Annotated in this window: 17 protein-coding genes and 1 pseudogene; 12 read left to right on the forward strand and 6 right to left on the reverse strand. The window is 59.2% G+C overall.

Translation table 11 applies throughout. The features are described 5' to 3' along the window. The first annotated feature begins 16 nt into the window (after positions 1-16). The 8 genes from AC5ZG5_RS30505 (at position 17) to AC5ZG5_RS30540 (ending at position 6,515) form a co-directional block, all read left to right on the forward strand. Positions 17-418 carry a hypothetical protein gene (locus AC5ZG5_RS30505; protein WP_130224803.1) on the forward strand — a complete coding sequence of 134 codons (402 nt, stop codon included), beginning with the start codon at positions 17-19 and terminating at the stop codon, positions 416-418. Then, positions 390-890 (forward strand): hypothetical protein, encoded by a 501-nt coding sequence (locus AC5ZG5_RS30510; protein ID WP_456645655.1) that lies wholly within the window; start codon positions 390-392, stop codon positions 888-890. Before AC5ZG5_RS30505 ends, AC5ZG5_RS30510 begins: the two co-directional genes overlap by 29 nt. A 46-nt stretch (positions 891-936) precedes the next feature. After that, positions 937-1,290, forward strand: a complete 354-nt coding sequence (locus AC5ZG5_RS30515; RefSeq protein WP_456645656.1) for a hypothetical protein — start codon at positions 937-939, stop codon at positions 1,288-1,290. Positions 1,291-1,610: 320 nt separating this feature from the next. Beyond that, the gene (locus tag AC5ZG5_RS30520) at positions 1,611-2,030 is read left to right on the forward strand and encodes a hypothetical protein (protein ID WP_456645657.1); all 420 of its coding nucleotides are present in this window, start codon (positions 1,611-1,613) and stop codon (positions 2,028-2,030) included. A gap of 961 nt (positions 2,031-2,991) precedes the next feature. Beyond that, entirely contained in the window at positions 2,992-4,179 is a 1,188-nt protein-coding gene (locus AC5ZG5_RS30525; RefSeq protein WP_456645658.1) for a helix-turn-helix domain-containing protein, read from the forward strand. Positions 4,180-4,843: 664 nt separating this feature from the next. After that, positions 4,844-5,500, forward strand: coding sequence for a response regulator transcription factor (locus tag AC5ZG5_RS30530; RefSeq protein WP_456645659.1), 657 nt, complete (start codon positions 4,844-4,846; stop codon positions 5,498-5,500). 360 nt (positions 5,501-5,860) lie between these two features. Further along, positions 5,861-6,253 carry a response regulator transcription factor gene (locus tag AC5ZG5_RS30535; protein ID WP_028164516.1) on the forward strand — a complete coding sequence of 131 codons (393 nt, stop codon included), beginning with the start codon at positions 5,861-5,863 and terminating at the stop codon, positions 6,251-6,253. A gap of 43 nt (positions 6,254-6,296) precedes the next feature. After that, complete coding sequence (locus AC5ZG5_RS30540) at positions 6,297-6,515, forward strand: hypothetical protein (RefSeq protein ID WP_456645660.1); 219 nt, start codon at positions 6,297-6,299, stop codon at positions 6,513-6,515. 349 nt (positions 6,516-6,864) lie between these two features. Here the strand turns inward: AC5ZG5_RS30540 and AC5ZG5_RS30545 are convergent, their stop codons facing one another. Both AC5ZG5_RS30545 and AC5ZG5_RS30550 read right to left on the reverse strand, forming a co-directional pair. Further along, entirely contained in the window at positions 6,865-7,431 is a 567-nt protein-coding gene (locus AC5ZG5_RS30545) for a sulfite oxidase-like oxidoreductase (RefSeq protein ID WP_456645661.1), read from the reverse strand. A 223-nt stretch (positions 7,432-7,654) separates the two neighbouring features. After that, complete coding sequence (locus AC5ZG5_RS30550; protein ID WP_130224815.1) at positions 7,655-8,191, reverse strand: PAS domain-containing protein; 537 nt, start codon at positions 8,189-8,191, stop codon at positions 7,655-7,657. A 332-nt stretch (positions 8,192-8,523) separates the two neighbouring features. Between AC5ZG5_RS30550 and AC5ZG5_RS30555 the strand changes: the two genes are divergently transcribed. Beyond that, positions 8,524-9,528: a helix-turn-helix domain-containing protein gene (locus AC5ZG5_RS30555; protein WP_456645662.1), complete on the forward strand. Its 1,005-nt coding sequence runs from the start codon at positions 8,524-8,526 to the stop codon at positions 9,526-9,528. A gap of 224 nt (positions 9,529-9,752) precedes the next feature. Beyond that, positions 9,753-10,160 carry a globin domain-containing protein gene (locus tag AC5ZG5_RS30560; protein ID WP_245474606.1) on the forward strand — a complete coding sequence of 136 codons (408 nt, stop codon included), beginning with the start codon at positions 9,753-9,755 and terminating at the stop codon, positions 10,158-10,160. A gap of 112 nt (positions 10,161-10,272) precedes the next feature. On the opposite strand, the pseudogene AC5ZG5_RS30565 reads toward AC5ZG5_RS30560, so the two are convergent. Then, a pseudogene (locus tag AC5ZG5_RS30565) lies at positions 10,273-10,429 on the reverse strand (IS5/IS1182 family transposase); the annotation flags it as partial. Between the two features lie 167 nt (positions 10,430-10,596). Between AC5ZG5_RS30565 and AC5ZG5_RS30570 the strand changes: the two are divergent. Both AC5ZG5_RS30570 and AC5ZG5_RS30575 read left to right on the forward strand, forming a co-directional pair. Next, complete coding sequence (locus AC5ZG5_RS30570) at positions 10,597-15,405, forward strand: trifunctional serine/threonine-protein kinase/ATP-binding protein/sensor histidine kinase (protein WP_456645681.1); 4,809 nt, start codon at positions 10,597-10,599, stop codon at positions 15,403-15,405. Between the two features lie 1,081 nt (positions 15,406-16,486). Further along, positions 16,487-17,527 (forward strand): LysR family transcriptional regulator, encoded by a 1,041-nt coding sequence (locus AC5ZG5_RS30575; protein WP_207230979.1) that lies wholly within the window; start codon positions 16,487-16,489, stop codon positions 17,525-17,527. 736 nt (positions 17,528-18,263) lie between these two features. Here the strand turns inward: AC5ZG5_RS30575 and ccoS are convergent. From ccoS to AC5ZG5_RS30590, 3 genes are read right to left on the reverse strand one after another with little or no spacing between them, the layout of a single operon-like run. Further along, the gene (gene ccoS, locus AC5ZG5_RS30580) at positions 18,264-18,458 is read right to left on the reverse strand and encodes a cbb3-type cytochrome oxidase assembly protein CcoS (RefSeq protein WP_035690432.1); all 195 of its coding nucleotides are present in this window, start codon (positions 18,456-18,458) and stop codon (positions 18,264-18,266) included. Then, a complete protein-coding gene (locus AC5ZG5_RS30585; RefSeq protein WP_456645663.1) occupies positions 18,455-20,734 on the reverse strand; it encodes a heavy metal translocating P-type ATPase in 2,280 nt (759 codons plus the stop codon). Before AC5ZG5_RS30585 ends, ccoS begins: the two co-directional genes overlap by 4 nt. Before the next feature lie 48 nt (positions 20,735-20,782). Further along, positions 20,783-21,580: a DUF2189 domain-containing protein gene (locus AC5ZG5_RS30590; RefSeq protein WP_456645682.1), complete on the reverse strand. Its 798-nt coding sequence runs from the start codon at positions 21,578-21,580 to the stop codon at positions 20,783-20,785. Positions 21,581-21,582 lie beyond the last annotated feature (2 nt).

Consider the following 21,582-nt stretch of genomic DNA (forward strand, 5'->3'; position numbering starts at 1 on the left):
GGTCACCAGGGTTCGCATGCGCCGGGAAGACACCGCCAAACTCATCCTGATCAGTCTTGCGCTCGGCGTCCCCCCGGAGCTGCATGCGGCGGCGCTCGACACCGCCGACACGGCGGATGAGAAAGGCATGCGGGGGATTGACAGCGATGTCTTCCCGAAAGCTTTTCCGGATCATCTGTGGACGAACGACGGCGCCAGACGCAAAGCTCGAGCCCGCTGGCTCGGCGCCGACCCAAGAGGCTATGCCGCCGCATACCGCATGCTTGTCAGCGCCGAGACGCGCAAGGAGCTTGCTGACGTCGCCTGCCCGGTTCTGGCGCTCGCGGGAAAATACGTGGCTTTAGAGGGCGAGCGCATAAACCTTCGTATCGTATCCGGGACCCCTTTAGATGCCGCAGGGTTACCTACGTTCAATTGAGCCGCTGATCGCGATCGTCTTAGGTTGGATGCATTGGAAAGGTGCACAGGCTCATAAAGTGCGACAGTGGAAATGGAATAATGGACGAATAGCGAACGACATTGGGCGCGAGATGAACAATCACATTTGGCATGCAACACTGGTAGCATTCACGGTCATGCTGTCGGTTTCCACAATCGGTCACGCTCGCGCCCACGATCATCAACGCCCTGAGTTGAACAGTTGGTATGAGAGCTTGTCCAGTGGCAAGGGGCCCTGCTGCGATGGCAGTGATGCGAAGCGCGTTGATGACGCCGATTGGGAAACGAAAGACGGTCACTATCGCGCGCGCATTGATGGCGAGTGGGTTGATGTTCCGAACGACGCTGTCGTGGATGGACCGAACCGCGCTGGTCGCACGATGGTCTGGCCCTACTATCTGCACGGCGCTTTGGTTGGCGTCAGATGCTTCATGCCGGGGAGCATGGGTTGATGCGAGCGCAGGGCGATCACGCCTTGCACATAAGCGTGAGTGAGACATGTCCAATCCCGTCGCAAAGATTATCGATCGGCACCTGAAAATCTGGAACGCTCGACATGCCGCTGAGCGCATCACGGGCATCCCTTTAACCTATGCAGAAGACGTGGTCATCGGCGAGCCGGCCGCGTGGTTTTCTGGTTTTGCGGGCATTGAACTCGCGATTAAAACGGTACAGGCGCAGATGCCGGAAATGGAGCTCGCCGTCACCGGCCCGATCCAGACAACGGGGGAGATGTCTACGTACACTTGGGCGCTCGCGGGGAAAGACGGCAACCCGGTCGTCAAGGGCCGGGATGTAATCACGGTAAAGCACGAACGAATCATCAGTCGATACGTTTTTTTCGACACCTGACCTTTAGGACGCGCGCCGCCTTTCCTTTGTGTGCACCCCCTCGCTTCCGGGGCCTTTGGGGCACAGAGCAAAGTGCCGGTTGGCGCGGTGTCAAGATATTTGCAAATCATATCGCTGTAACGTTTGTACCAGCTCGTACAGAATAGGCGGCGGTGCGCGATGTGGCGCATGTCTAACGCTCAGGCGCTTGTCTTCGTCGCGACGGTCATTATGGTCGCGCTGGCGGTGTGGATGGCCCAGTAGCCAACTGAGGAAGGCAACGATGGCGCATTGATCAGAAAACCCGGCCTATGCGGCGCTGCCCCCAGAGCGCGCGCTGGGTGTTCGCGGCGATCGAGGCGGCCATCGGTGACGGCAGCAAGGCGAGCGTGAGCTACGTCGCGTTCCGGCTGCACAACGACACCGCACGGCCTGCGGTGTCGCGGTCGCCGAAGTTGCTCGACCGTCTCGGGATGATCGCGATTTCGCCGGGCCGCATCTGGTCAATGCGTTCCGGCTCCCGTACGGCTGGCGGTTTCCGCCAACCGTGGCAGCTCAACCCACCAGGAGCTGGCGTCTGGGTTCGCGGCTTATTTAATGACTTCCACGTGAAGGAGATTGCAATGACCAAAGCTAGCACCACTCCTCCGAACGTCACCAAAGCTAGCACCACTTCTCCTATCGTGACGAACGCTGAAAGACATTCACGCCTTGCGTACTCATTGTTTTTCCCGCGCTATTGCTGCGTGGTCTGTATGTAGCCTTCACCGCCGGACCAGCCGTGCCGACTTGGTCTCGCGATAGCAGAAGAAAATCGTGACCTCTGTGCGAAGTTTGGAATGCGCGCCGCGATCAGCGAGTTTCTCGCTTGCGTCAATGAGCTAACTGTTATCCGGCGAAAGCAGGTTGACCGCGACCGCGCGGCCGAGATTGGTTTGCTCTGGAGCACGGGTCCTTCATCACCATCCCCACTTCTTCGGGCATGATCAGCCCCGATGGCGGGTCGCGATGCTCTCAGGATCAGTCAGTTCGCGCCTTGCAGCAGGCGCAGAACTGTGTCTGCTTCCCCTAGGCAATCGTCGCAGCCTCGGGATCAGCGGGATCGCGTTACGCTGTCACGCCGCCGCGGTGCGTTACGGTCAAGCGTTACGATGCGTTACGTCGCGGGCCGTTACGAAAAAGCGTAAATGCGTCCGGCAAATTTGAGACAGGCTCCACCCTGTGGGGCGATCTTCTGATCGATACCAAAGAGCTTCCTGGTCTACACTGGCATCTATAGACGCCGTCCGAAGAAGCACACGATGAGCAGGGCTCATTCAAGATGAGACTGGATCACGACCTCTAACAGGATACGTAATCGCTCATCGCTCCGGTTCGCGGTCAGCAGCAATTTCGAGCGCGCCGAGATCCGGTCGCGCCGCTCCCGAACCTCAAGCGGCTTTCCTTTGAGTTTACAAATAAGTCGAAACGGGGATATCCAAAAGTCGCAGCCCTGCTCCGCCAAACGTCTAACCCGTTTCGCCCTTCCTGTCAGACGTGCAAACGCGAGTGCAATTGAGGACTTGCCTGTCGTAGGGCAGGATCACCTCGTATCGCTTGTAGCAGCTTTCGGGCGAAGGAAGCTGCCGCTGACGCGGGGCCTACTACCCCCAACACGGGCACCGCGATCGCGACAACGGAATGGATGAATGAAATCCTGAATAGGACCCGGAGTTCGTCTCCATGCGTCTAGCCGATGATGACCAGTTGACAGCACTCCAATTCAAGCGAACCCGAAAAGCGATAGCAGAAGGCCGCCCACCACATTCGCCCTCCACGCTGCGAGCCGAGATCCAGCAAGTCCGTTTAGGCGAGAATTTATCGAAACCACGCGATTCGCTGAACGGCACTGAAGATCTGCAACAACTTTCAAGATCACAAGTGTTGCTTCCGATAACTCGATCCCCGATCATTGCACGTGACCATGACTCGTCCAATTTCGATCCAGCTCGCCAATTGGATGGTTACGTCGCGGCGGACGGGATCCATCCTGTCGTTGAAATCTCTCCTTCCGAGGCTGTGACACGCCTCACTGTAGCGGGGCAAGGCATGGCGGCCGAATCTGTGCGATTCGCCAGCCGAAGCAAAATCCAACATCATTTTCGGGCTCCAATGCATATGCTCGTGATGTACGAGAAGGGAGAGCGCCGCAACGGAGAGACATTTGTGGAAGGTCTGCCGCGATCAGCGATCCGGAACCTCGAGCGGAAGCTGACATTCGTGCCGGCTGGCCGCGAATTTCATGATTGGCACGAGCCACGCGGGTCGCAGATGCGGCTCATGTACTTCTACTTCGAACCTGAGAAGCTGAAGGCTCTTTCCAAGCCTGGCATCACCGACCTACCGGACGCTCCACGCCTACTATTCGAAGACGAAACGCTATGGCACACCGCGCTCAAGCTGAAGACGTTCGTCGAGAGCTCTGCAGGAGACCCGATCTCCTTCGGGAGTCTCGGTACTCTGCTCATACATGAAGTCGCGCGTTTCACTTGTGGGATGCCCAGCATTCAACCTCAACTCCGAGGTGGCCTTGCACCGTGGCAGCAACGACTCGTCACTGCCTATATCCACGAACATCTCAATGAGCGGATACCGATTGGCACGTTGGCGCAGCTCGTTCGTCTGAGCCCGTATCACTTCTGCCGGGTATTCAAGCAATCTCTCGGAATGCCGCCACATCGGTACCAGACCAGCCGTCGTGTTGAGCACGCCAAGGTACTGCTGGCAAAACGCGCAGGCTCGATGGCGGAAATCGGTTTGGCGGTAGGCTTCAGAACTCCTAACGCGTTCGCCACGGCGTTCCGGAAGGCGACCGGAATTGCCCCCACGGATTATCGCCGAAGTGTGGCTCCTCCTATGACACATGAATGAGCTGCGTGCGTTGCGACCAATTTTGCTATTCGGAAAATGGAGGCATCTCGGCCTCACATTGCGATAAGGATGATCGGGCTTTCGGTGCCGCTAGAAAGCAGCTCACGAGCCTGAGGAAGACATGCGTCTACGAGTGATGGCCCTGGCAGCATCCGTTCTCGCGACCGTAGCGGCGAGCACGGTATCGCACTTAAACGGATCATTTCGTCTGAAGACGCCGAACCAGTTAACACGCAGCAAATCGGAGATCTGGCCGTACTCGATGCTCCCCATAGCCCATCGGCAACCGGCCAAGACTGCTTTGCCATCTTGGCTCCGCGAGCTGGAAGACTCTTGGCGAACAGGAAGCGGAAAGCCCGGAGCGGGAGTTCAGCAAAGCGACTGAAGGCTGAAGCGGCGCAAGGGGAACACCCTTGCCCAACGGCCACAGAGCGATGCGAGGGGCGTTCCGCAATCTGTCGCTGCTAACGGAGCGTGAGTTGAGCTGACATTTCATCGGTCGGCTTACACCAAGGGTCCTGATGACCATCGACCTGGTGAACTTCTCGTGGCCACGAACGATGGCGTTCTACACTGGAACTCTCGGGAGGCGTTGTGCGTTGAATGGCCCTCGTGAAGGTGATATTTTTACACTGCAAGTCGGCGCGTATCGGAAGAGTATCTCGTGGCGCAGCATTCTAATCAAAAGCGTGCCGTAGCCGAGGCACCAACTATCGTCATCGTTGACGATGACAAGGACTTCCGCGACTCTCTCGGAGATCTGTTCAACTCGGTCGGCTACAAAGTCAAATTGTTTGGGTCGGCCGCAGAGCTACTCGAAGGCGAGTTGTTACGCGAGGTGGCGAGCTGCCTCGTGCTTGACGTCAGATTGCCCGGCTTGGGCGGTCTCGCTTTTCAAGCCGAGCTGTCGAAAGTGAACGCTTCCATTCCCATCATCTTCATGACCGGCCACGGCGACATTCCGATGTCGGTCAAGGCGATGAAGGCAGGAGCTGTGGATTTTCTGACCAAGCCGTTCCGCGATCAAGATATGCTGGATGCAGTGACGATCGCGCTGGAGCGCGATCGAACGCGGCGGAAAGCCGAGCAGCGGCTCACGGAGCTGAAATCGCGTCTCGAGCGTTTGAGCCGGCGCGAGCGAGAGGTGCTGGCTCTCGTGACTACCGGCTTGAGGAACAAGCAGATCGCTTTCCAGCTAGACGTAGCTGAGATCACTGTGAAGGCGCACCGCAGCCACGTGATGCAGAAGATGGGTGCGCAATCGCTGGCTGAGCTTGTGAAAATGGCGGAGGCGCTTGGCATAAAGTCGCCGCGCTCCTAATCGCTTCATGATGGCACGTGGCTCCATCCGCAAAGACGTTCTTGTTTGCGTAAGCCAATTCATGCTTTTAATCGGCTGCCGAAAGGGTGCTGCGGCCGCGTCAAGCGCATCGACGTGGCATCAGCGTACGCGTTCGGACGTGGCCCAAACCGGGCTGAACTATTCAGAAGTTCTGCATTGATTGTTCCAGAGTATAGCATCGATTATTCCGAAGTGTGGCATCGCCCGTCCACAATATAATCGCCAAGTCGAGGCCCTTGTCGTTACACTTTCACTGCTGGGGATGCGGTCCGCCGCGCGATGATTGGATAGCCGCGCAGTGTGCTTCTTGAAATGGACGCGGAACGCGAGATGCGGGATATGCCCAGCAAGAGTCAAATTTCGATCATCGATGATGATGAGCAGTTTCGCGCGGCGTTAGCGGATCTCATGCGAGCAATGGGTTTCACGATTGAGGCCTTTTCGTCCGCAGTGGATTTTTTGGCGTCTCCCAACGTACGCCATACGTCCTGTTTGATCGTTGATGTCCACATGCCGGGCATGACTGGGACTGAGTTGCATAGCAACTTGGCAGGATCTGGCTATAACATACCAACAATTCTGATCACCGCTTACCCCGATGACCGCACGCGAGCTTGGGCTCTAGGTCATGGCGTCGTTGGCTACCTGACCAAACCCATCGACGAGGAGGTTCTGCTCGGATGCGTCGAATCGGCTCTGCAGCGCGCCAAATCGGATGAAGATCCGTCATGACCGCTCAATCACCTGCCGGCGCGCGACCAGGAGTTCGGTCATATTGTGGTTTGCGCTCGGGCCGACGATCGTGAACTATACCGCCTTCGGACAGCTGGAAATCGCATCTGCCTTCGCTAGGCTCCACGAGCGCCGCAAGCAAATTCGAATTTCAGCAATAATGATCAAGCAATCGAGCGCAAAAACGGCAAATGGGCTAGGACGACTGGAAATCGGACATGTGGAACTGGGGATGATTTCTTATCTGGCTCTCGCGGCCTGACGGCGAGATATTTGGAACAATTTGCGCCGGAGCAATCCTCGAGGTCGTCGCCGTGACCCATGGCGAAGTCAAGAAAAATGGCATTTCGGTGCAGACGGTACTCGCGGGCGGCTTGCCGTCCGTTCAAGGGATCGAGTTCACCTGCAGCAGGTGATCCTCAGCTTAATTGGACGGCACCTAAGCAGACAGGACGAATGAACCGGTCTAGCGATGCCCGGACTGACCTTTATGCACTCGTTCATCCTTATGTTGTTGTTCTGATGAAGTCGTACCTGTAGGTGAAATAGTCTAACGATTGGCTTCGAGCAGCCGTACTTGAGAGCGACCCATATCTCCAGCGTCCCGATGTTCAGCTCGAAGATCGCTGCTCTTTGAACGGGTCGCCGTAGACGTGATATCCGTTAAATTCCCATAAGCCCGGCGATTCGCGATCCAATAACTCGATCCCGCGCACCCACTTCACGCTCTTATACGCATAGAGGTTTGGTGCCACGAGGCGCAGCGGGTAGCCATGCTCAGCAGTAAGCGGTTCGCCGTTATGCCGCAGCGCGAAAATCGTCGTCGGGCGCAGAAAATCCGAGAGTGGCAGGTTTGCCGTGTAGTTGTTCTCGCCATGGACCATCACATGCCGCGCCTCTGGCCGCAACTTCACTCGCTTCATCAATTCTGTGGCGAGCAATCCTCCCCAATGGTTGTCGAACCGGCTCCAGCCGTTGACGCAGTGCATGTCCAAAAATACCTCGCTCTGCGGCAGATTGGAGAGCTCTTCCCACGAAAGCCGCAGCTGCTCCTCTACCAGGCCGAATACGCGAAAATCCCACGTCCTGGGACGAAAGAGCGGCACCGAGCCCACATGCAGCACCGGCCACTTGAGCGTCAGCGACTGTCCTGGGGGCAGCCGCCCAGCGTCACGCATCTCACGCTCCCGTTCACGTCGCTCGTTCGATCGCACAGCTAGCTCCATCGCAAATGTATGGCGCGCGCAAAAGCACCGCGCGCCCTAGTTAGCGTACTTGTAATTTCCAGGGCCCGAAAACGCGGTCAGCCGGGTGCGGCGGACAAACATTGAGCTTCTGGTACGCCACATGCCGAGAAGGTCCCTATGAAGAACTACGGAACCAGAAGCGGCGAAGGGAGCCTCACTGCTCCTCCCCCTCACCGATCTCGGAATCGGAATTATTTGCAGACTCGGAGAGTAAGCCAGGGACAGTCTTGCTGGTATTGTGACGGAAAATGTTGACGGCTCCGATCACCTCGTCCTCGTTGTCACGAATTGGAAAGACATTAACGAGCGCCAGAAGACGATTGCCGTTCGGATGCTCGCAAATCACATCGGCGTTGCGAACGGTGGCGCCGTTGTTGATCACCACGGATGGTGGTGCAACTTCGTGCGGCATCACTTCTCCTGAAGGGTAACGCAGAAGGTGTGACCCGCAATACTTTTCCGAGGTTCCCAGAGACGGCGTGCGTCCCCAACCCGCGATTGCAGCTTTGTTGCACTTGACGACAGTGGCATCCTTTTCGAGAACGTATATCCCTACTGGGATAGAATCCATTGCCGCTTGGTCTGCAAGAATTCCTTTTGTGACGAGGTGCCCGTCGACGACTTCTCCTCGGAAGTCGATTTTGTCGAAGTCGCCATCCAAAATCATCGTGCTCGTTGCGTTGGTTGCCATTTTCAACCTCCTTTGCGTACTCACATTGTTCATAGGATCTATTCGGCCTTACACTCGAATTTGAGTAAGCATAGTCTCGCAGGTCACTACCGTCGTCTCACCGTGCGCCGCACGATGTCTCATTTTGCGCCGATCGCCATTCGGTTGTTGTTCAGTTAAGGCCGCGGAGAGGCGGGTGCGGTGATCAGCTCGCCCGCTGGAATCGAGACGCAAAGGAACTCTCCACATCCGCTTTAAAAAGTGGCAGCCCCAAAGTCTGGCACCCTCGCTTTGCCCATGTAACCGGTCTAAGGTTAGGTTTCCAAGGCATTTGGTCGGCCCACGGGATGGTCATGCAAGTCCATTTTTCCACGGACCATATTGCGCCGCGCGACCGCGTGAGGTTCTGGTGCGACTATTTCGCGAAGCAGGCCCATAGCATCACGCCGGGCGAGATTCCGGATCCCGCTGCCTTTCGCGCGGAAGCGAATGGATCGATTGCAGGCGAATTTGCGCTGCTGGAGATAAGTTCGGGACTTGAGAGGGTCCAACGGACGGCGGCCGACGTTGCCAGGGACAAGATCGAAGCGTTCTTCGTCCGCCGATTTCGCGCGCCGGTCATCTGGAGGGCCGCGGCACGCAGCACGCCAGTCGACCTGATTCATGAGCCGGGTGATTTCTGCATAAGCTCGACCGAATGGCAATTCAACGCGGAATGGAAAGGCCCAGCGTCGTTCGACATGCTGATCATCCCGCGGGCTGCACTCTCGCCGATTATAACCGGGGGCCGACTGGAACGCCCGTTTCGGTTGGCCGGTGCCTCGCCGCTCGGCTCGCTGCTCGGCGCAGCTATTGATGCGGCGAAGGCGCAAGCCCCGCTGCTCTCCAACGAACACGGTGAAGCCGTGCTGCGCAATCTCTGCGGTCTCGTGGCACTGAGCTGTAACATCTCCAACGAAGGCATCAATCGGGGGCGGGATTCGCTACAATCGGCGCGGCTCGCGGCCGCCAAGCGTTACGTCGACCTGCATCTCGCCGATCCTTCCCTGACCGCCGCCAGCGCCGCGGCCGCACTCGGCATCTCGGCGCGCCAGTTGCATCGCCTGTTCGAGGCAAACAATGTCAGTTTCGCCCGATACGTTTCGCGCGAGCGACTGCTCCGGTGCCGCGACGCCGTCGCCGACGCGACGGGAACCGGCCGATCGGTGATCGATATAGCTTTTGGCTGGGGGTTCAACAGTATGGCGACGTTTTATCGCGCGTTCGCAAGCGAGTTCGGTAGCCCGCCCACCATGCTGCGTGCGGCATCGCAAGGACGAGTGAATGGCCAGCGCACGACAGGAAAGGACACATCGTGAATTGCTCGGGGCGATCTCCCGCTTGGCGCTAAATGAGACGTTGCTTGGCGCTAAATGAGGCGACATCGCAACTGCTTCCGTGTGAATGACCCACGGAAATCGCGCGCCAATGAGATGCATCAGGTTGCACGACGCTTCTATGCGCCTGAGCTGTCGCATCCGATTGCTATCATGTGTCGCGCGCAGCCGAGTGAGCCGCGCCCGCGCGCAAAGGAAATGACATCGTGGATGCTGTGCAGCAGGAGCTTGTTCAGACCACCTTCGCCCGGCTCGCGGCGATGCCTGAGGTCGCCGGGGCGTTGTTCTACGAGCGGCTATTCGCCACCAATCCGAATTTCCGGCCGCTATTCAGAAACAACATGCGTATTCAGGGCGTCAAGCTAATGACCATGCTCGCTATGGTCGTCTACAATCTACCCGCGCTGGATCACCTTTCGCCCGCGATCCATGACCTTGCCCTCCGCCATGTCGAGTACGGGGTTAAGCTCGCGGACTATGACGCGGTGCGGGAAGCGTTGCTCTGGACCCTCGAACAGGCGCTTGGAGAGGATCTCACGCCCGCCGTTCGTGAGGCGTGGACGGTCTGCTACGATGAACTCGCGGGTGAAATGAAGGCGGCGGCCGGCGTCTGATTTACGATCTCCCGCCTGGCACTAAGCGCCTTTTTTCCTCTCTGGAAGCGGTGATCCCGATATGTCCGTTCCGGGTCTTGGTTGTGTGCAAACGGATAGGATCGGCGCGCGGCCGTTGTCGGCCGACGTTTATGACCTCGTGCGTAACAATCAGATGGTGTCGCGGTGTCCACCGCGACCTGGACATTATAGCCGACGACACCCGATCCGCGTCCGCTGGTGGCCATCGAACGGGCATCCGGATCGGTCAGCGATATCTGTTGATCCGGCGTATTGCGCATCGTACGCATACGACGAAGACCGCCTGATTGACGCATGCGCGCGAGAGCCGGGTAGCGCTATGATAGCGCTGCGTGAAGGTTAGGCAGCTTGCTGAACTGGTGATGCTGTGGCAACAAGAATGTCACCTATCCCGGGGCTCTCGGGGTACGTGCTGGTGCCCCTGCGGGAAAGCGCGGACTTTGCCCTTTACCGCGGCCGAAAGCACGACGACCCCTCGCCAGTCCTGGCGATCGCACTCTTTGAACAGGCGCCGCCTCACAGTATCAGGCGGCTCATGCACGAATACTCGTTCGCAGCCGAACTCGATCCCGCGTGGGCTGCCAAGCCTCTGGCCATTACTCGTCACGAAGGGCGGACGATCCTCTTACTCAAGGACCCCGGCGGTCAGCCGCTGGATCGGATTCTTGAGCGTGACCAGGGGCAACCGCTCGACCTGACTCGCTTCCTTCGTAATGCCATTGGGTTGGCAAGAACACTCGGTCAAGTCCATCAGCAGGGCCTCATACATAAGGATATCAAGCCTGCGAATGTCCTCGTCGACGACTCCGGCAACGCATGGCTCACCGGATTCGGGATTGCGTCCCGACTTCCGCGCGAGCGCCAGTCGCCCGAACCTCCCGAGTTCATCGCGGGAACGCTCGCCTACATGGCACCCGAGCAGACGGGACGAATGAACCGTTCCATCGATTCTCGGAGCGACCTTTACTCGCTTGGAGTGACGTTTTACGAAATGCTGACCGGCAGTCTTCCATTCACGGCCTCCGAGCCGATGGAATGGGTGCACTGTCACATCGCGAAACAACCAGCCGCACCCAGAGAGCGGGTGGAAACCGTCCCGGCTTCGGTCTCCGCGATCACGATGAAGTTGCTCTCCAAGACGGCGGAGGAGAGGTATCAGACAGCGGTGGGAGTTGAAGGCGATCTTCGGCGCTGCCTGTCCCAATGGGAGTCCCAGGGGTGGATCGATGATTTCACTCCTGGCTCTCGCGACACCCCGGATCGCCTCATGATTCCCGAGAAGCTGTACGGAAGGGACCGCGAGGTTGACACTCTGCTCACCGCCTTCGACCGCATCGTTGGCGGTGGCCGAGCGGAACTGGTGCTGGTCTCCGGATACTCCGGCATCGGCAAATCCGCAGTCGTCAATGAGCTCCACAAACCGCTCGTGCCGCCACGCGGCTTGTTTGCGTCGGGCAAATCCGACCAGTACAAGCGCGACATTCCGCATGCCTCGCTGGCCCAGGCGTTTCAGAGCCTCATCCGGCGGCTCCTCAGCCAGAACGAGGAAGACGTGCGCAAATGGCGGGACGCACTTCGTGAGGCGCTGGGTCCGAACGGACTGCTCCTCGTCGATCTCGTTCCGGAACTGAGGCATGTCATTGGCGAGCAGCCGCCGGTGTCCGAATTGCCGCCGCAGGAAGCGCAGAGACGTTTTCAGATTGTGGTTCGACGGTTCATCGGCGTATTTGCGCGACGTGAACACCCGCTCGCGCTCTTCCTTGATGACATGCAATGGCTGGATGCCGCCACACTCGACCTTCTTGAAGATCTGTTGACCCGCAACGATTTGCAGCACTTACTGCTCATTGGTGCGTATCGGGACAACGAGATCAATGCCACCCACCCGCTGGTACGTAAGCTAGAAGCGATCCGTCAGGCCGGAGCGGCAGTGCAGGACATCGTTCTCACACCACTCAGTCGCGACGATCTGGGTAAACTGCTTGCGGACTCGCTTCATTGCCAATTGGAGCGCGCCGCCCCACTGGCAGACTTGATTCACGAAAAGACCACGGGCAACCCGTTCTTCGCAATCCAGTTCATTTCTACTCTGGCGGACGATCGCCTGCTGACATTCGATTACCGCGCGCGGCGTTGGGTATGGGACCTGCTCCGCATTCGTGCCAAAGGCTTCACGGACAATGTTGTAGAGCTGATGGTCGAGAAGTTGAAGCGCCTTCCGCCAGAAACCCAGAAGGTACTCCAGCAGTTCGCCTGCATGGGCAACAGTGCAGAGTTTGAGATGCTGCGGATTGGGTATCAGGGCTCGGTCGAGGACCTGCACGCCCATCTCTGGGAAGCCGTGCGATCGGGCCTCATCTTCCGTGCGGACAATTCCTACGGCTTCCTGCACGACCGCGTGCAGGAAGCCGCCTACTCGATGATCCCGAAGGAGCTGCGTGCCGAGGCTCACCTGCACATCGGAGTGCTCCTCGCCGTGCACACGCCCGCTGAAAAACGTGAAGAGGCGATATTTGAGATCGTCAATCAACTCAACCGGGGCTCCCATCTCATCACCTCTGTCGAGGATCGTGAGCGCGTCGCAGAACTGAATCTGATCGCAGGCCGGCGCGCGAAACTCTCGACGGCATACGACTCGGCGCTCAAGTATCTCAGGGCCGGCAGAGCCCTTCTTGCAGAAGAGACTTGGGAACGTAATCACCAGCTCATCTTCTCGATCGAGTATCTGACAGCCGAGTGCGAGCTACTGACCGTCACGGTTTGCCTGGCCGCCGGGGATCCACTCGCGGAAGTGCAAAAGGAATGCGAGAACGGCCTGGCATTTGCTAGGCGGGTGGGTTTCGGCCCGCTCGTCGAGCGCTGCGGAGCACAACTCGGTTTGATTCTGACCTTGCGCGGGCTGACTGCGACGTTCGGGTGCCTGGATCATGAGGGATACAGCGAACTCGATACCGAACGCCGCTTGGCCAACAGCCCCGATCTGGTGCTCGCCGAGTTCTATTACTGGACGCGAAAGCTGCAGGCGCACTTTTTTGCCGGGGACCTTGCGTCGGCGGTCGACGCCTCGCTGCACGCGGAACCGCTGCTTTGGACGTCGGCGGCAATGTTCGAGTCAGCGGTGTATCGATTTTATGGCGCGCTGGCGCACGCGGCGGTCTGGGATCACGCCACACCGGAGCAGAGACCGACGCATTTCGATTTTGTGCTGGACCAACACCGGCAGCTCCAAATGTGGGCGGAGGTCAACCCCGAAACCTTCGAAGACTGCGCTGCCTTGGTCGGTGCCGAGATCGCCCGCATTGAGGGCCGGCTACTGAACGCTCAGGAGCTGTACGACAAGGCCATCCGCGACGCTCACAAATACGGGTTCGTGCACAACCAGGCAATTGCCAACGAGATTGCCGGGCGTTTCTACGCAGAGCGCGGTTACGAGAAGATCGCGGCGACCTATTTGCGGGCCGCGCGGGCCTGCTACCTGCGCTGGGGAGCCGACGGAAAGGTTCGCCAACTCGAGGAGCTTTATCCGCACCTCAAGGTGGACAAGTCGATCCCGGATTCCACCGCGACAATAGTGGCACCCAACGAGCAGCTCGATTTGGCTACCGTAATCAGAGTCTCGGAAGCCGTGTCAGGCGAGATCGTTTTCGAGAAGTTAATCAACACGCTCATGAGTTCGGCAATCGAACACGCGGGCGCCGATCGAGGTCTCTTGATCCTTCCGCGAGGCGACAAATATCAAATTGAAGCGGAGGCCACAACCAGCAGTGACAACGTGAACGTGGTCCTGAAACAGGCACGCGTCACGGCCGCAGATCTACCGAAGTCTGTGTTTCGCTACGTCCTTCGGACAAAAGAAAGCGTTCTCCTGCACGATGCGTCCAGTCAGAGCGCGTTTTCAGAGGATGGCTATATTCGCGACCACCGCTCACGGTCAGTGCTCTGCCTGCCGATACTTAAGCAGACCAGGTTGATCGGGATGCTGTACTTGGAGAACAACCTTACGACTGCCGCGTTTACTCCTGCTCGAATGGTAGTCCTCACACTGCTCGCTTCCCAGGCGGCTATCTCAATAGAGAACGCCAGCCTGTACCGCGATCTAGCTGAGCGGGAGGCCAGGATCCGACGGCTAGTGGATGCTAACATCATCGGCATCTTCGTCTGGGATCCGGACGGTCGAATCATCGATGCCAACGAAGCGTTTCTCCGCATCGTCGGATACGGCCGCGACGATCTCGTCTCCGGTCGACTGCGCTGGCGGGATCTGACGCCCGCCGAATGGCGAGATGCCGACGACCGACGTGTGGCGGATCTGGAGGCGACCGGAACCACGCAACCCTACGAGAAGGAGTACTTCCTGAAAAGCGGCGGCCGCGTGCCGGTGCTGGTCGGGGCAGCGACGTTCGGCGGGCGACACGACCAGGGCGTGGCCTTCGTGGTCGACTTAACCGAGCGCAAGCGGGCGGAGAAGGAAATTCGCGAAAGCGAGCGGCGTTACGGCGAGGTGCAGATGGAGCTCGTGCACGCGAATCGAGTCGCAACAATGGGGCAGCTCTCGGCTTCGATTGCCCATGAAGTCAACCAGCCGATTGGGGCGACGCTCAACAATGCCTCTGCGGCGTTGCACTGGCTGAGCAAAGAACCGGCAGATCTGGAGAAGGCTCGGCAGGCTCTCGACCGGATTTTTGCAAACGGCAATCGCGTCAGCGAGGTCATCGGCCGCATGCGCGCGCTTTTCAAAAAGGCACCTCTCCGGAAAGAAGACGTGGACATCAACGGAGCAATCCTCGAGGTCATCGCCCTGACCCGTGGCGAGGTCGTGAAGAATGGCATTTCGGTGCAGTCACACCTCGTGGAGGGCTTGCCGCTCATTCAAGGAGATCGGGTTCAGCTGCAACAAGTGATCATGAACCTGATCATCAACGCTATTGAAGCATTAAGCTCGGTCAGCGAGCGGTCGCGAGAGTTAGTGATCACCACTGGTAAGGTCGAGCCGGACGGCGTGCTCGTCGTAGTGCGGGATTCGGGTCCAGGTCTGAGTTCACCGGGTCTCGAGCACATCTTTGACGCCTTCAACACGACAAAGCCCGGCGGCTTGGGGATGGGTCTATCGATCTGCCGCACCATCGTTGAAGCGCATGGGGGACGACTATGGGCTACCGCCGCCCAACCTCAGGGCGCGACTTTTCAGTTCACCCTGCCTGCACAGTCAAGTCAGGCGATGTAAACTGAACATCCTGCAGCTGGCCATGTGTGGACCGCTCCGGGTGGGCAAGGAGAATCTTCATTTTACAGCATTGCACGCAGCAGGCATGTGTTCGGCCTGTTTGCGCGCTGCACATAACCGCTGGCCATAATGCCCTACGCGGATCAAGTCCCGATCAACAGCACGCATTCGAAAATGCCGTGGCCCATGTGAGTCGTCCTGATCGCCGGATCGACTGGCACTGCATTAAGTGCTGTTCGCCCTCCCAACCGTTACGTCACGCTGGGTGTCCGGTGCATCTCGTCTCGATCACGCCACGAGCGGCGGGTGCGTTGTATCGTTCGTTCTTGGCCATCATAGCCCAAGCGGTTCTGGCGAGTTTGTTGACGAGCGCGATGGCAACGACCTTGGTGGGTCGCCGGGCCAACAGTCTAGCGAGCCAAGGCCGATGCCGCGTGCCATGCACCTTGACATGGCGGATCACGGCGAGTGAGCCAGCCGTGAACAAGCTGCGACCCGGTGGTCCAGATCACTGAGGCGTGGGACACGCTACAGATGCAAGCCCCATGAAATACTCGCTCAACAAACTATGCAAGAATGAGAACGCCGTAACAAGAACTGCGCTTAACGCCGCGATCGAGCCGCCGCTCTATCTCTAGTCCGCGCAACAACATCAGGCACAGCAGCGTCACAGAGAACAAGAATGCGCGCCATATTCCCAGCGTCAACTGCATCGCCTAATGGCGCCGAGGTGACCGTCAAGGACACCAAGCGTGGCAACGCATGATTTGGACGATCGGACATGTGTTTCGGACCCTCGGATTGAGCTTGTCCTAGTCTTGGGGACACGACGATAATTATCGCGGGTCTCGCGGCTACGATTTTCTACGCAACCGCGACGTTAAAAGGAATCAACATCGGTCAGAACACTTTACCGCAAGATCAGAAACATTTTCGCAAGGCGCGGGTCGACAATTCCGAGCCGGCAGGCAATATCTGTTTCCGCGGAAGCTCCGCGACAAACCGCTTGACCATCGCCCTGCCTACAATGGCAACGAACCTGGAAAGAGTCCGAACCATAGCAAAACTTTCGAGTATGAGTATGCGGCTGCAGCTTTATCAGGTGCGATATTTCTTAGCCCTAGCAAAGACGCTCAATTTTACGCAGGCTGCGAAGCAATGCAATGTGACGCAGCCGGCGCTGACAAAGGCCATACAAAAGCTGGAGGAAGAACTCGGTGGCACGTTGATTCACCGTGAACGTCACCTCACCCAGCTGACCGAGCTGGGCAAGATGATTTTGCCCACGCTGGAAAAAATATTTGCCGCCGCGGAGGCGGTGCGGCTTCAGGCGCGAGGCTATCAAAAGAAGACAATAGCTCCGCTTAAGATCGGGCTGGTGCCGTCGGTCTCCGCCGCACTCATCACGGAATTGCTGTTGGAGCTCGCCAGGATCATCCCTGACCTTCGACTCGATCTGCGGGAGGCGGATGCCAACGGGCTCGTTGCGATGCTTTTGGATGGCGAGATCAATGCCGCGCTCGTCGGTGACGCCGTGGAGCTACCTGAGCGTATCGATCGCTGGCCACTGTTCGAGGAGCGATACGTGCTCGTCCTGTCGCGGAAACATCCGATGGCGAGGCAAACCGTTATCCCGCTCCAAGACTTGCATGAGGCGGTATTTCTCGAAAGGGTCGGATGCGACGTCGCAGGCCGATTCAAGCAGGCTTGTTTTGTCGACCATCCAGGCCCTAAAGTTGTGCACAGGAGCGCCCAGGAAAGGCATCTTCAGCAAATGGCATCCGCTGGTTTTGGAGCCATCCTGGCGCCAGAGCACGCTCCCAGGCTGCCGTCGCTCGCCGCTATTCCAATTGAAGGCGACCCTGTCCGGCGCGAGGTGCAGCTTTTGGCCGTGGCGGGGAGGCAGTATTCGCCGGCGCTTGACGCCTTTATCAAGGTCGCTCGCGTTCGCGACTGGACGAGTGCGCTGGACAAACTCCGCCGCGTATCTGCCCCTGCCTCAAACAGAGACAATGTTGGCAAGGCTGAAGCACAAGGTGCGGGCGCCTTGGTCCAAATCACAGGCTCCGGTCCCGCCTCCTCATGCCCGAGCTTGTCGCGGGCATCCAGCCGCCGTTGCTGAAGTGACGCGAAGTCGTGGATGGTGGGAACAAGCCCGGCCATGACGCTGTTGCAGTCGCCACGCGTAGCCTTACATCATCGGGGTGCTGTAGGGCGCTGGCGGGTCGCCTGCCACGTCCAAAAGCCTCAGGCCCATATCAGCTCGGCTTCGGCACAGCGGGGCAATGCCATCTCGCGTAGACATCCAGCCTGCGGGTGAAGGGCCCTTCCGTGCTCACCTGATCTGGCTCTTGATCGGTTCGATCTTCGTTGCCTTCGATTGAAGACGCTGAACAAATATCCAGTTGCGGCCGACCGAGTAGTGGTTGCGGCCGAACTAGGTATATTCACGCGGTGCCGTATGAGATCCACACTGCGCTCACCGACGACGGCATTCAGTTCGCCGATCTACTGCCCAGAAACCGGCGAGGGACCTACCGCCAGATGGCGTGGCCATCCCTTTGATCGCGCCTGCCGGAGCCATGGCATTGAACATCGGCTGAGCCAGCCTAATTCTCCCCGGAGCAATGGTCAGGTCGAGCGAATGAACCGCACCCTCAAGGAGGCGACCGTCCGACGCTATCACTAAGAGGATCCAGCTCCGCGATCACCTCGCGGCATTCCTCGTTTCCTACAACTTCGCCAACCGATTGAAGACTTACAGGGCTTCACACCCTATGAGCGAACAGCAAAGCTTGGACCGACAATCCCGGGCGATTCAGATACGATCCAATCCACCTCACATCGGGACTGAACAACTAGTTGCGGTGACTCGGCTTGTCCCCGTGCGCCCTCGCTGTGTTGTCAGGCCCATCGCGACTTTCGAACAGGATTCGTTCGGCGGCGCCCGCAAGATCGTCATATTGGCCGCTTCGCAGCGACCACATGAACGCGCCGAGCGCTATGGCGCCGAGCGCGAGCGCAACGGGAATCAGGAAGAAATAATCTGTCATCGGGCTTTCTCCATCGCAAGTGCCCGGCCGGAGATATCGCCAGCGGGCGCGCGCCCGCGCGGCTCTTTGCGCGAGCGCCAGCCCTGCAGTCGCAGGGCATTGGCGATCACGAGCAGTGACGAGGTCGACATCGCCACCGCCGCCACCAGCGGTGTCACATGGCCGAGGATCGCGATGGGCACTGCAATGGCATTGTAGCCGATGGCGAGGATGAGATTCTGGCGCACGAGCTGCCGCGCATTGCGCGCAACCGCAATGGCCTGCGCCACGGCGAGAAGACTGTCGTGCAGGAAGACGAGGTCGGCGGCATTGCGTCCGACATCGGCGGCGGTGGCCGGAGCCATGGATGCATGGGCGGCGGCGAGGGCAGGCGCGTCGTTGAGACCGTCGCCGACCATCAGCACGCGGTGTCCTGCCTCCGTCAGATCAGCGATGTGTTTCGCTTTGTCCGCGGGCGAGACGCCGGCGCGGTAGGCAAGTCCGAGGTCCGATGCAAGATGGCGTACCGGTTCGTCTCGGTCGCCAGACATGATCTCGACGCGGCATGCTTGATTGGACATGGCAAGCACGGCCTCGCGGACGTCCGGGCGAAGATCGCTATCGAAACGGAAGGTCGCGCGCAGCCGCCCGTTCTCGGAGAGGACAACGCCGGTGGTGGCCGACTGTTCGGCTGCCGCCGTCAGCGCCCAGTCCGCCCGGCCCAGCCTGTAGGTCGTCGTGCCGATGGTGGCCTGCATTCCAGCGCCCGGCTGCTCTGAAAGATCGTTCAGCGCCACAGGCGTGACGGCATTGTCGCGTCCCGCGGCGACCAGCGCGCGCGAGTAGGGATGACGTGAATGGGCCGCGATCGAAGCGGCGATCGCCAGCGCCGCGAGATCGATGTCATTGCGATTCATGAGCCGGAGCCGATCCATGGTCAGCGTTCCAGTCTTGTCAAAGATTACGGTGTCGACTTTGGCGATGCGCTCCAACGCGCCGCCGTCCTTGACTATGACGCCGCTCTCGAACAAATGCCGCGCGGCAACGACCTGCACCATGGGCACGGCAAGGCCGAGCGCGCAGGGGCAGGTGATGATCAGCACCGCGATGGCGATGGTTGCCGCGCGATGCAGGTCGCCTTCCACGATCATCCAGCCGATGAATGTCAGGAGTGCGGTGACATGCACGACCGGCGCATAAAGCCGCGAGGCGCTGTCCGCAACGCGCCGGTAGACCGAGCGCCCGGCTTCGGCCGCTTCCATCATTCGTACCATTTCGGCGAGAAATGAATCTTTCGCGGCAGCCGTCGCGACGATGGTGAGCGGGCCGGTCAGGTTCAGCGTACCCGCGGACAGCGCCGCGCCCGGTGCAACCGGCTGCGGCAGGCTCTCGCCGGAGACCAGCGAGCAGTCGATCTCCGATTGTCCTGTTTCGACGCGGGCATCGACCGGCACGCGCTCGCCCGCCGCCAGCAGGATGTGCATATTCGGCCGGATCTCGTTCACCGGCAGATAGGCGTGGGTGCCGTCGTCCTGCACCACGAGCGCGCCCCGCGAGGACAGGCGGGCCAAGCCTCGGACAGCGGTCCGTGCGCGCTCGCGCATCATGTGATCGAGCGTGCGGCCGATCAGGAGAAAGAACAACAGTGATATTGCGGCGTCGAAATAGGCGTGCGCTTCATGATGGAACGTTTCGTAGAGGCTCATGCCCAAGGCAAGCAGCACGCCGATGGAAATCGGAACGTCCATATTGGTCTGGCCATGGCGCAACGCGCGCCAAGCGGAAGAAAAGAATACGCGGCCCGAATAGATCAGCGCGGGGAAAGCGATCAGCGCGGAGATCCAATGAAACATGTCGCGGATCGGGGCGTCCGCGCCGGACCATACCGACACTGACAGCAGCATGATGTTGCTGGCGGCGAAACCTGCCACCGCAAGCGCGCGGATCAATTCTTTCAGTGTCTCCTCGGTCTTGTCCGTGCCCGCATCGTGAAGGTATGCGTCGTAACCGATTTTGTTGAGTGTCTCGATGAACGGTGCGGGCGGTTTGTCCGCCTGCCAGCGAATTGCGACCCGCTTGGAGGAGAGATTGACCCGCGCTTTTTCCACGCCGGGAAGCGCGCCGAGGGCCACTTCGACCTTCTGGATGCAGCCGCCGCAGTGAATGCCCGGCACCGAGAGGTCAGTCTGGCGGACGCCGTCGCCGATGATACGGCTCGCGAGCAACACTTCCTCATTCGCGGTGTGGGGATCGGCCATCGCGAGAGCGAGTTCAGCGCTGGGCGCACAACAACTCATCGGCACTCCGTTTCTGCACTTCGCCGGCATTCCGCCGGCGGCGTGTCGTTATATTGCGGCTTCGACCGCCATCGCGCTATAGGCGTGCCAGGTGCCGTGCCCGAGCAGGGGAAACACGATGATCAGGCCCAGCATTCCAGTGGCAAGGGAGAGCAGGAACAGTGCAAGCGCAATGGCACCCCAGGTCAGCATCACGGTCAGGTTGTTCCAGACCAGCGCCATACTCGAGCCCATGGCGGTGAGGGCGTCAACGCGCTTGTCGAACATCATGGGAATTGAAAACGCGCTGATGGCAAACGAGAAGGCCGCGAACAGTCCGCCGACGGCGCTTCCGACAATGAGCATCGCCCAGCCGACCGGCGTGGTGAATAGCATCGGTGCGATATACTCGAGGCCGGTAAACGGCACCAGGCCGAAAAACAACGCGTAGATGATCACCGCCGCGCGCATCCATGTGATCATCAAAAGGCACAACAGGACGCCCACGAACAGGATCTGTCCGCCGCATCGCGGCCTGACGAAGATCATGTTCGCGAGATTGACGGGCAGGCCGGCGGCGAGGCGGCGGCTTTTTTCATACAGGCCGATTGCGAGGATCGGGCCCACCACCATAAAGCCGGCGAACGCAGGAAATAGGATGTAATCCCACTCTAGGCGAAACAGGCCGTCGACAATCGCAACGGACGCGAGAAAGATCATCAGGCCGTAGCTCAGGCTCGTCATCGGCTGCACGGTCAGGTCGTGCCAGCCTTTCGTAAGCCATGTGAAGGCATCGGCGGGAACAAGTAAGCGATGCCAGCGGTTTTTTGTGGGAAGCGGAGGCAAGACGGTCGGGATCATGGTCATGT

The organism is Bradyrhizobium sp. Ses1 (assembly GCF_059512365.1).

Bases quoted from the DNA above. Each gene is read 5' to 3' on its own strand.
- AC5ZG5_RS30545 (WP_456645661.1), bottom strand. From the start codon at position 7,431: ATGCGTGACGCTGGGCGGCTGCCCCCAGGACAGTCGCTGACGCTCAAG.
- AC5ZG5_RS30555 (WP_456645662.1), top strand. From the start codon at position 8,524: ATGCAAGTCCATTTTTCCACGGACCATATTGCGCCGCGCGACCGCGTG.
- AC5ZG5_RS30515 (WP_456645656.1), top strand. From the start codon at position 937: ATGTCCAATCCCGTCGCAAAGATTATCGATCGGCACCTGAAAATCTGG.
- ccoS (WP_035690432.1), bottom strand. From the start codon at position 18,458: ATGACAGATTATTTCTTCCTGATTCCCGTTGCGCTCGCGCTCGGCGCC.
- AC5ZG5_RS30550 (WP_130224815.1), bottom strand. From the start codon at position 8,191: ATGGCAACCAACGCAACGAGCACGATGATTTTGGATGGCGACTTCGAC.
- AC5ZG5_RS30585 (WP_456645663.1), bottom strand. From the start codon at position 20,734: ATGAGTTGTTGTGCGCCCAGCGCTGAACTCGCTCTCGCGATGGCCGAT.
- AC5ZG5_RS30505 (WP_130224803.1), top strand. From the start codon at position 17: ATGCGCCGGGAAGACACCGCCAAACTCATCCTGATCAGTCTTGCGCTC.
- AC5ZG5_RS30535 (WP_028164516.1), top strand. From the start codon at position 5,861: ATGCCCAGCAAGAGTCAAATTTCGATCATCGATGATGATGAGCAGTTT.
- AC5ZG5_RS30525 (WP_456645658.1), top strand. From the start codon at position 2,992: ATGCGTCTAGCCGATGATGACCAGTTGACAGCACTCCAATTCAAGCGA.
- AC5ZG5_RS30590 (WP_456645682.1), bottom strand. From the start codon at position 21,580: ATGACCATGATCCCGACCGTCTTGCCTCCGCTTCCCACAAAAAACCGC.
- AC5ZG5_RS30510 (WP_456645655.1), top strand. From the start codon at position 390: ATGCCGCAGGGTTACCTACGTTCAATTGAGCCGCTGATCGCGATCGTC.
- AC5ZG5_RS30575 (WP_207230979.1), top strand. From the start codon at position 16,487: ATGCGGCTGCAGCTTTATCAGGTGCGATATTTCTTAGCCCTAGCAAAG.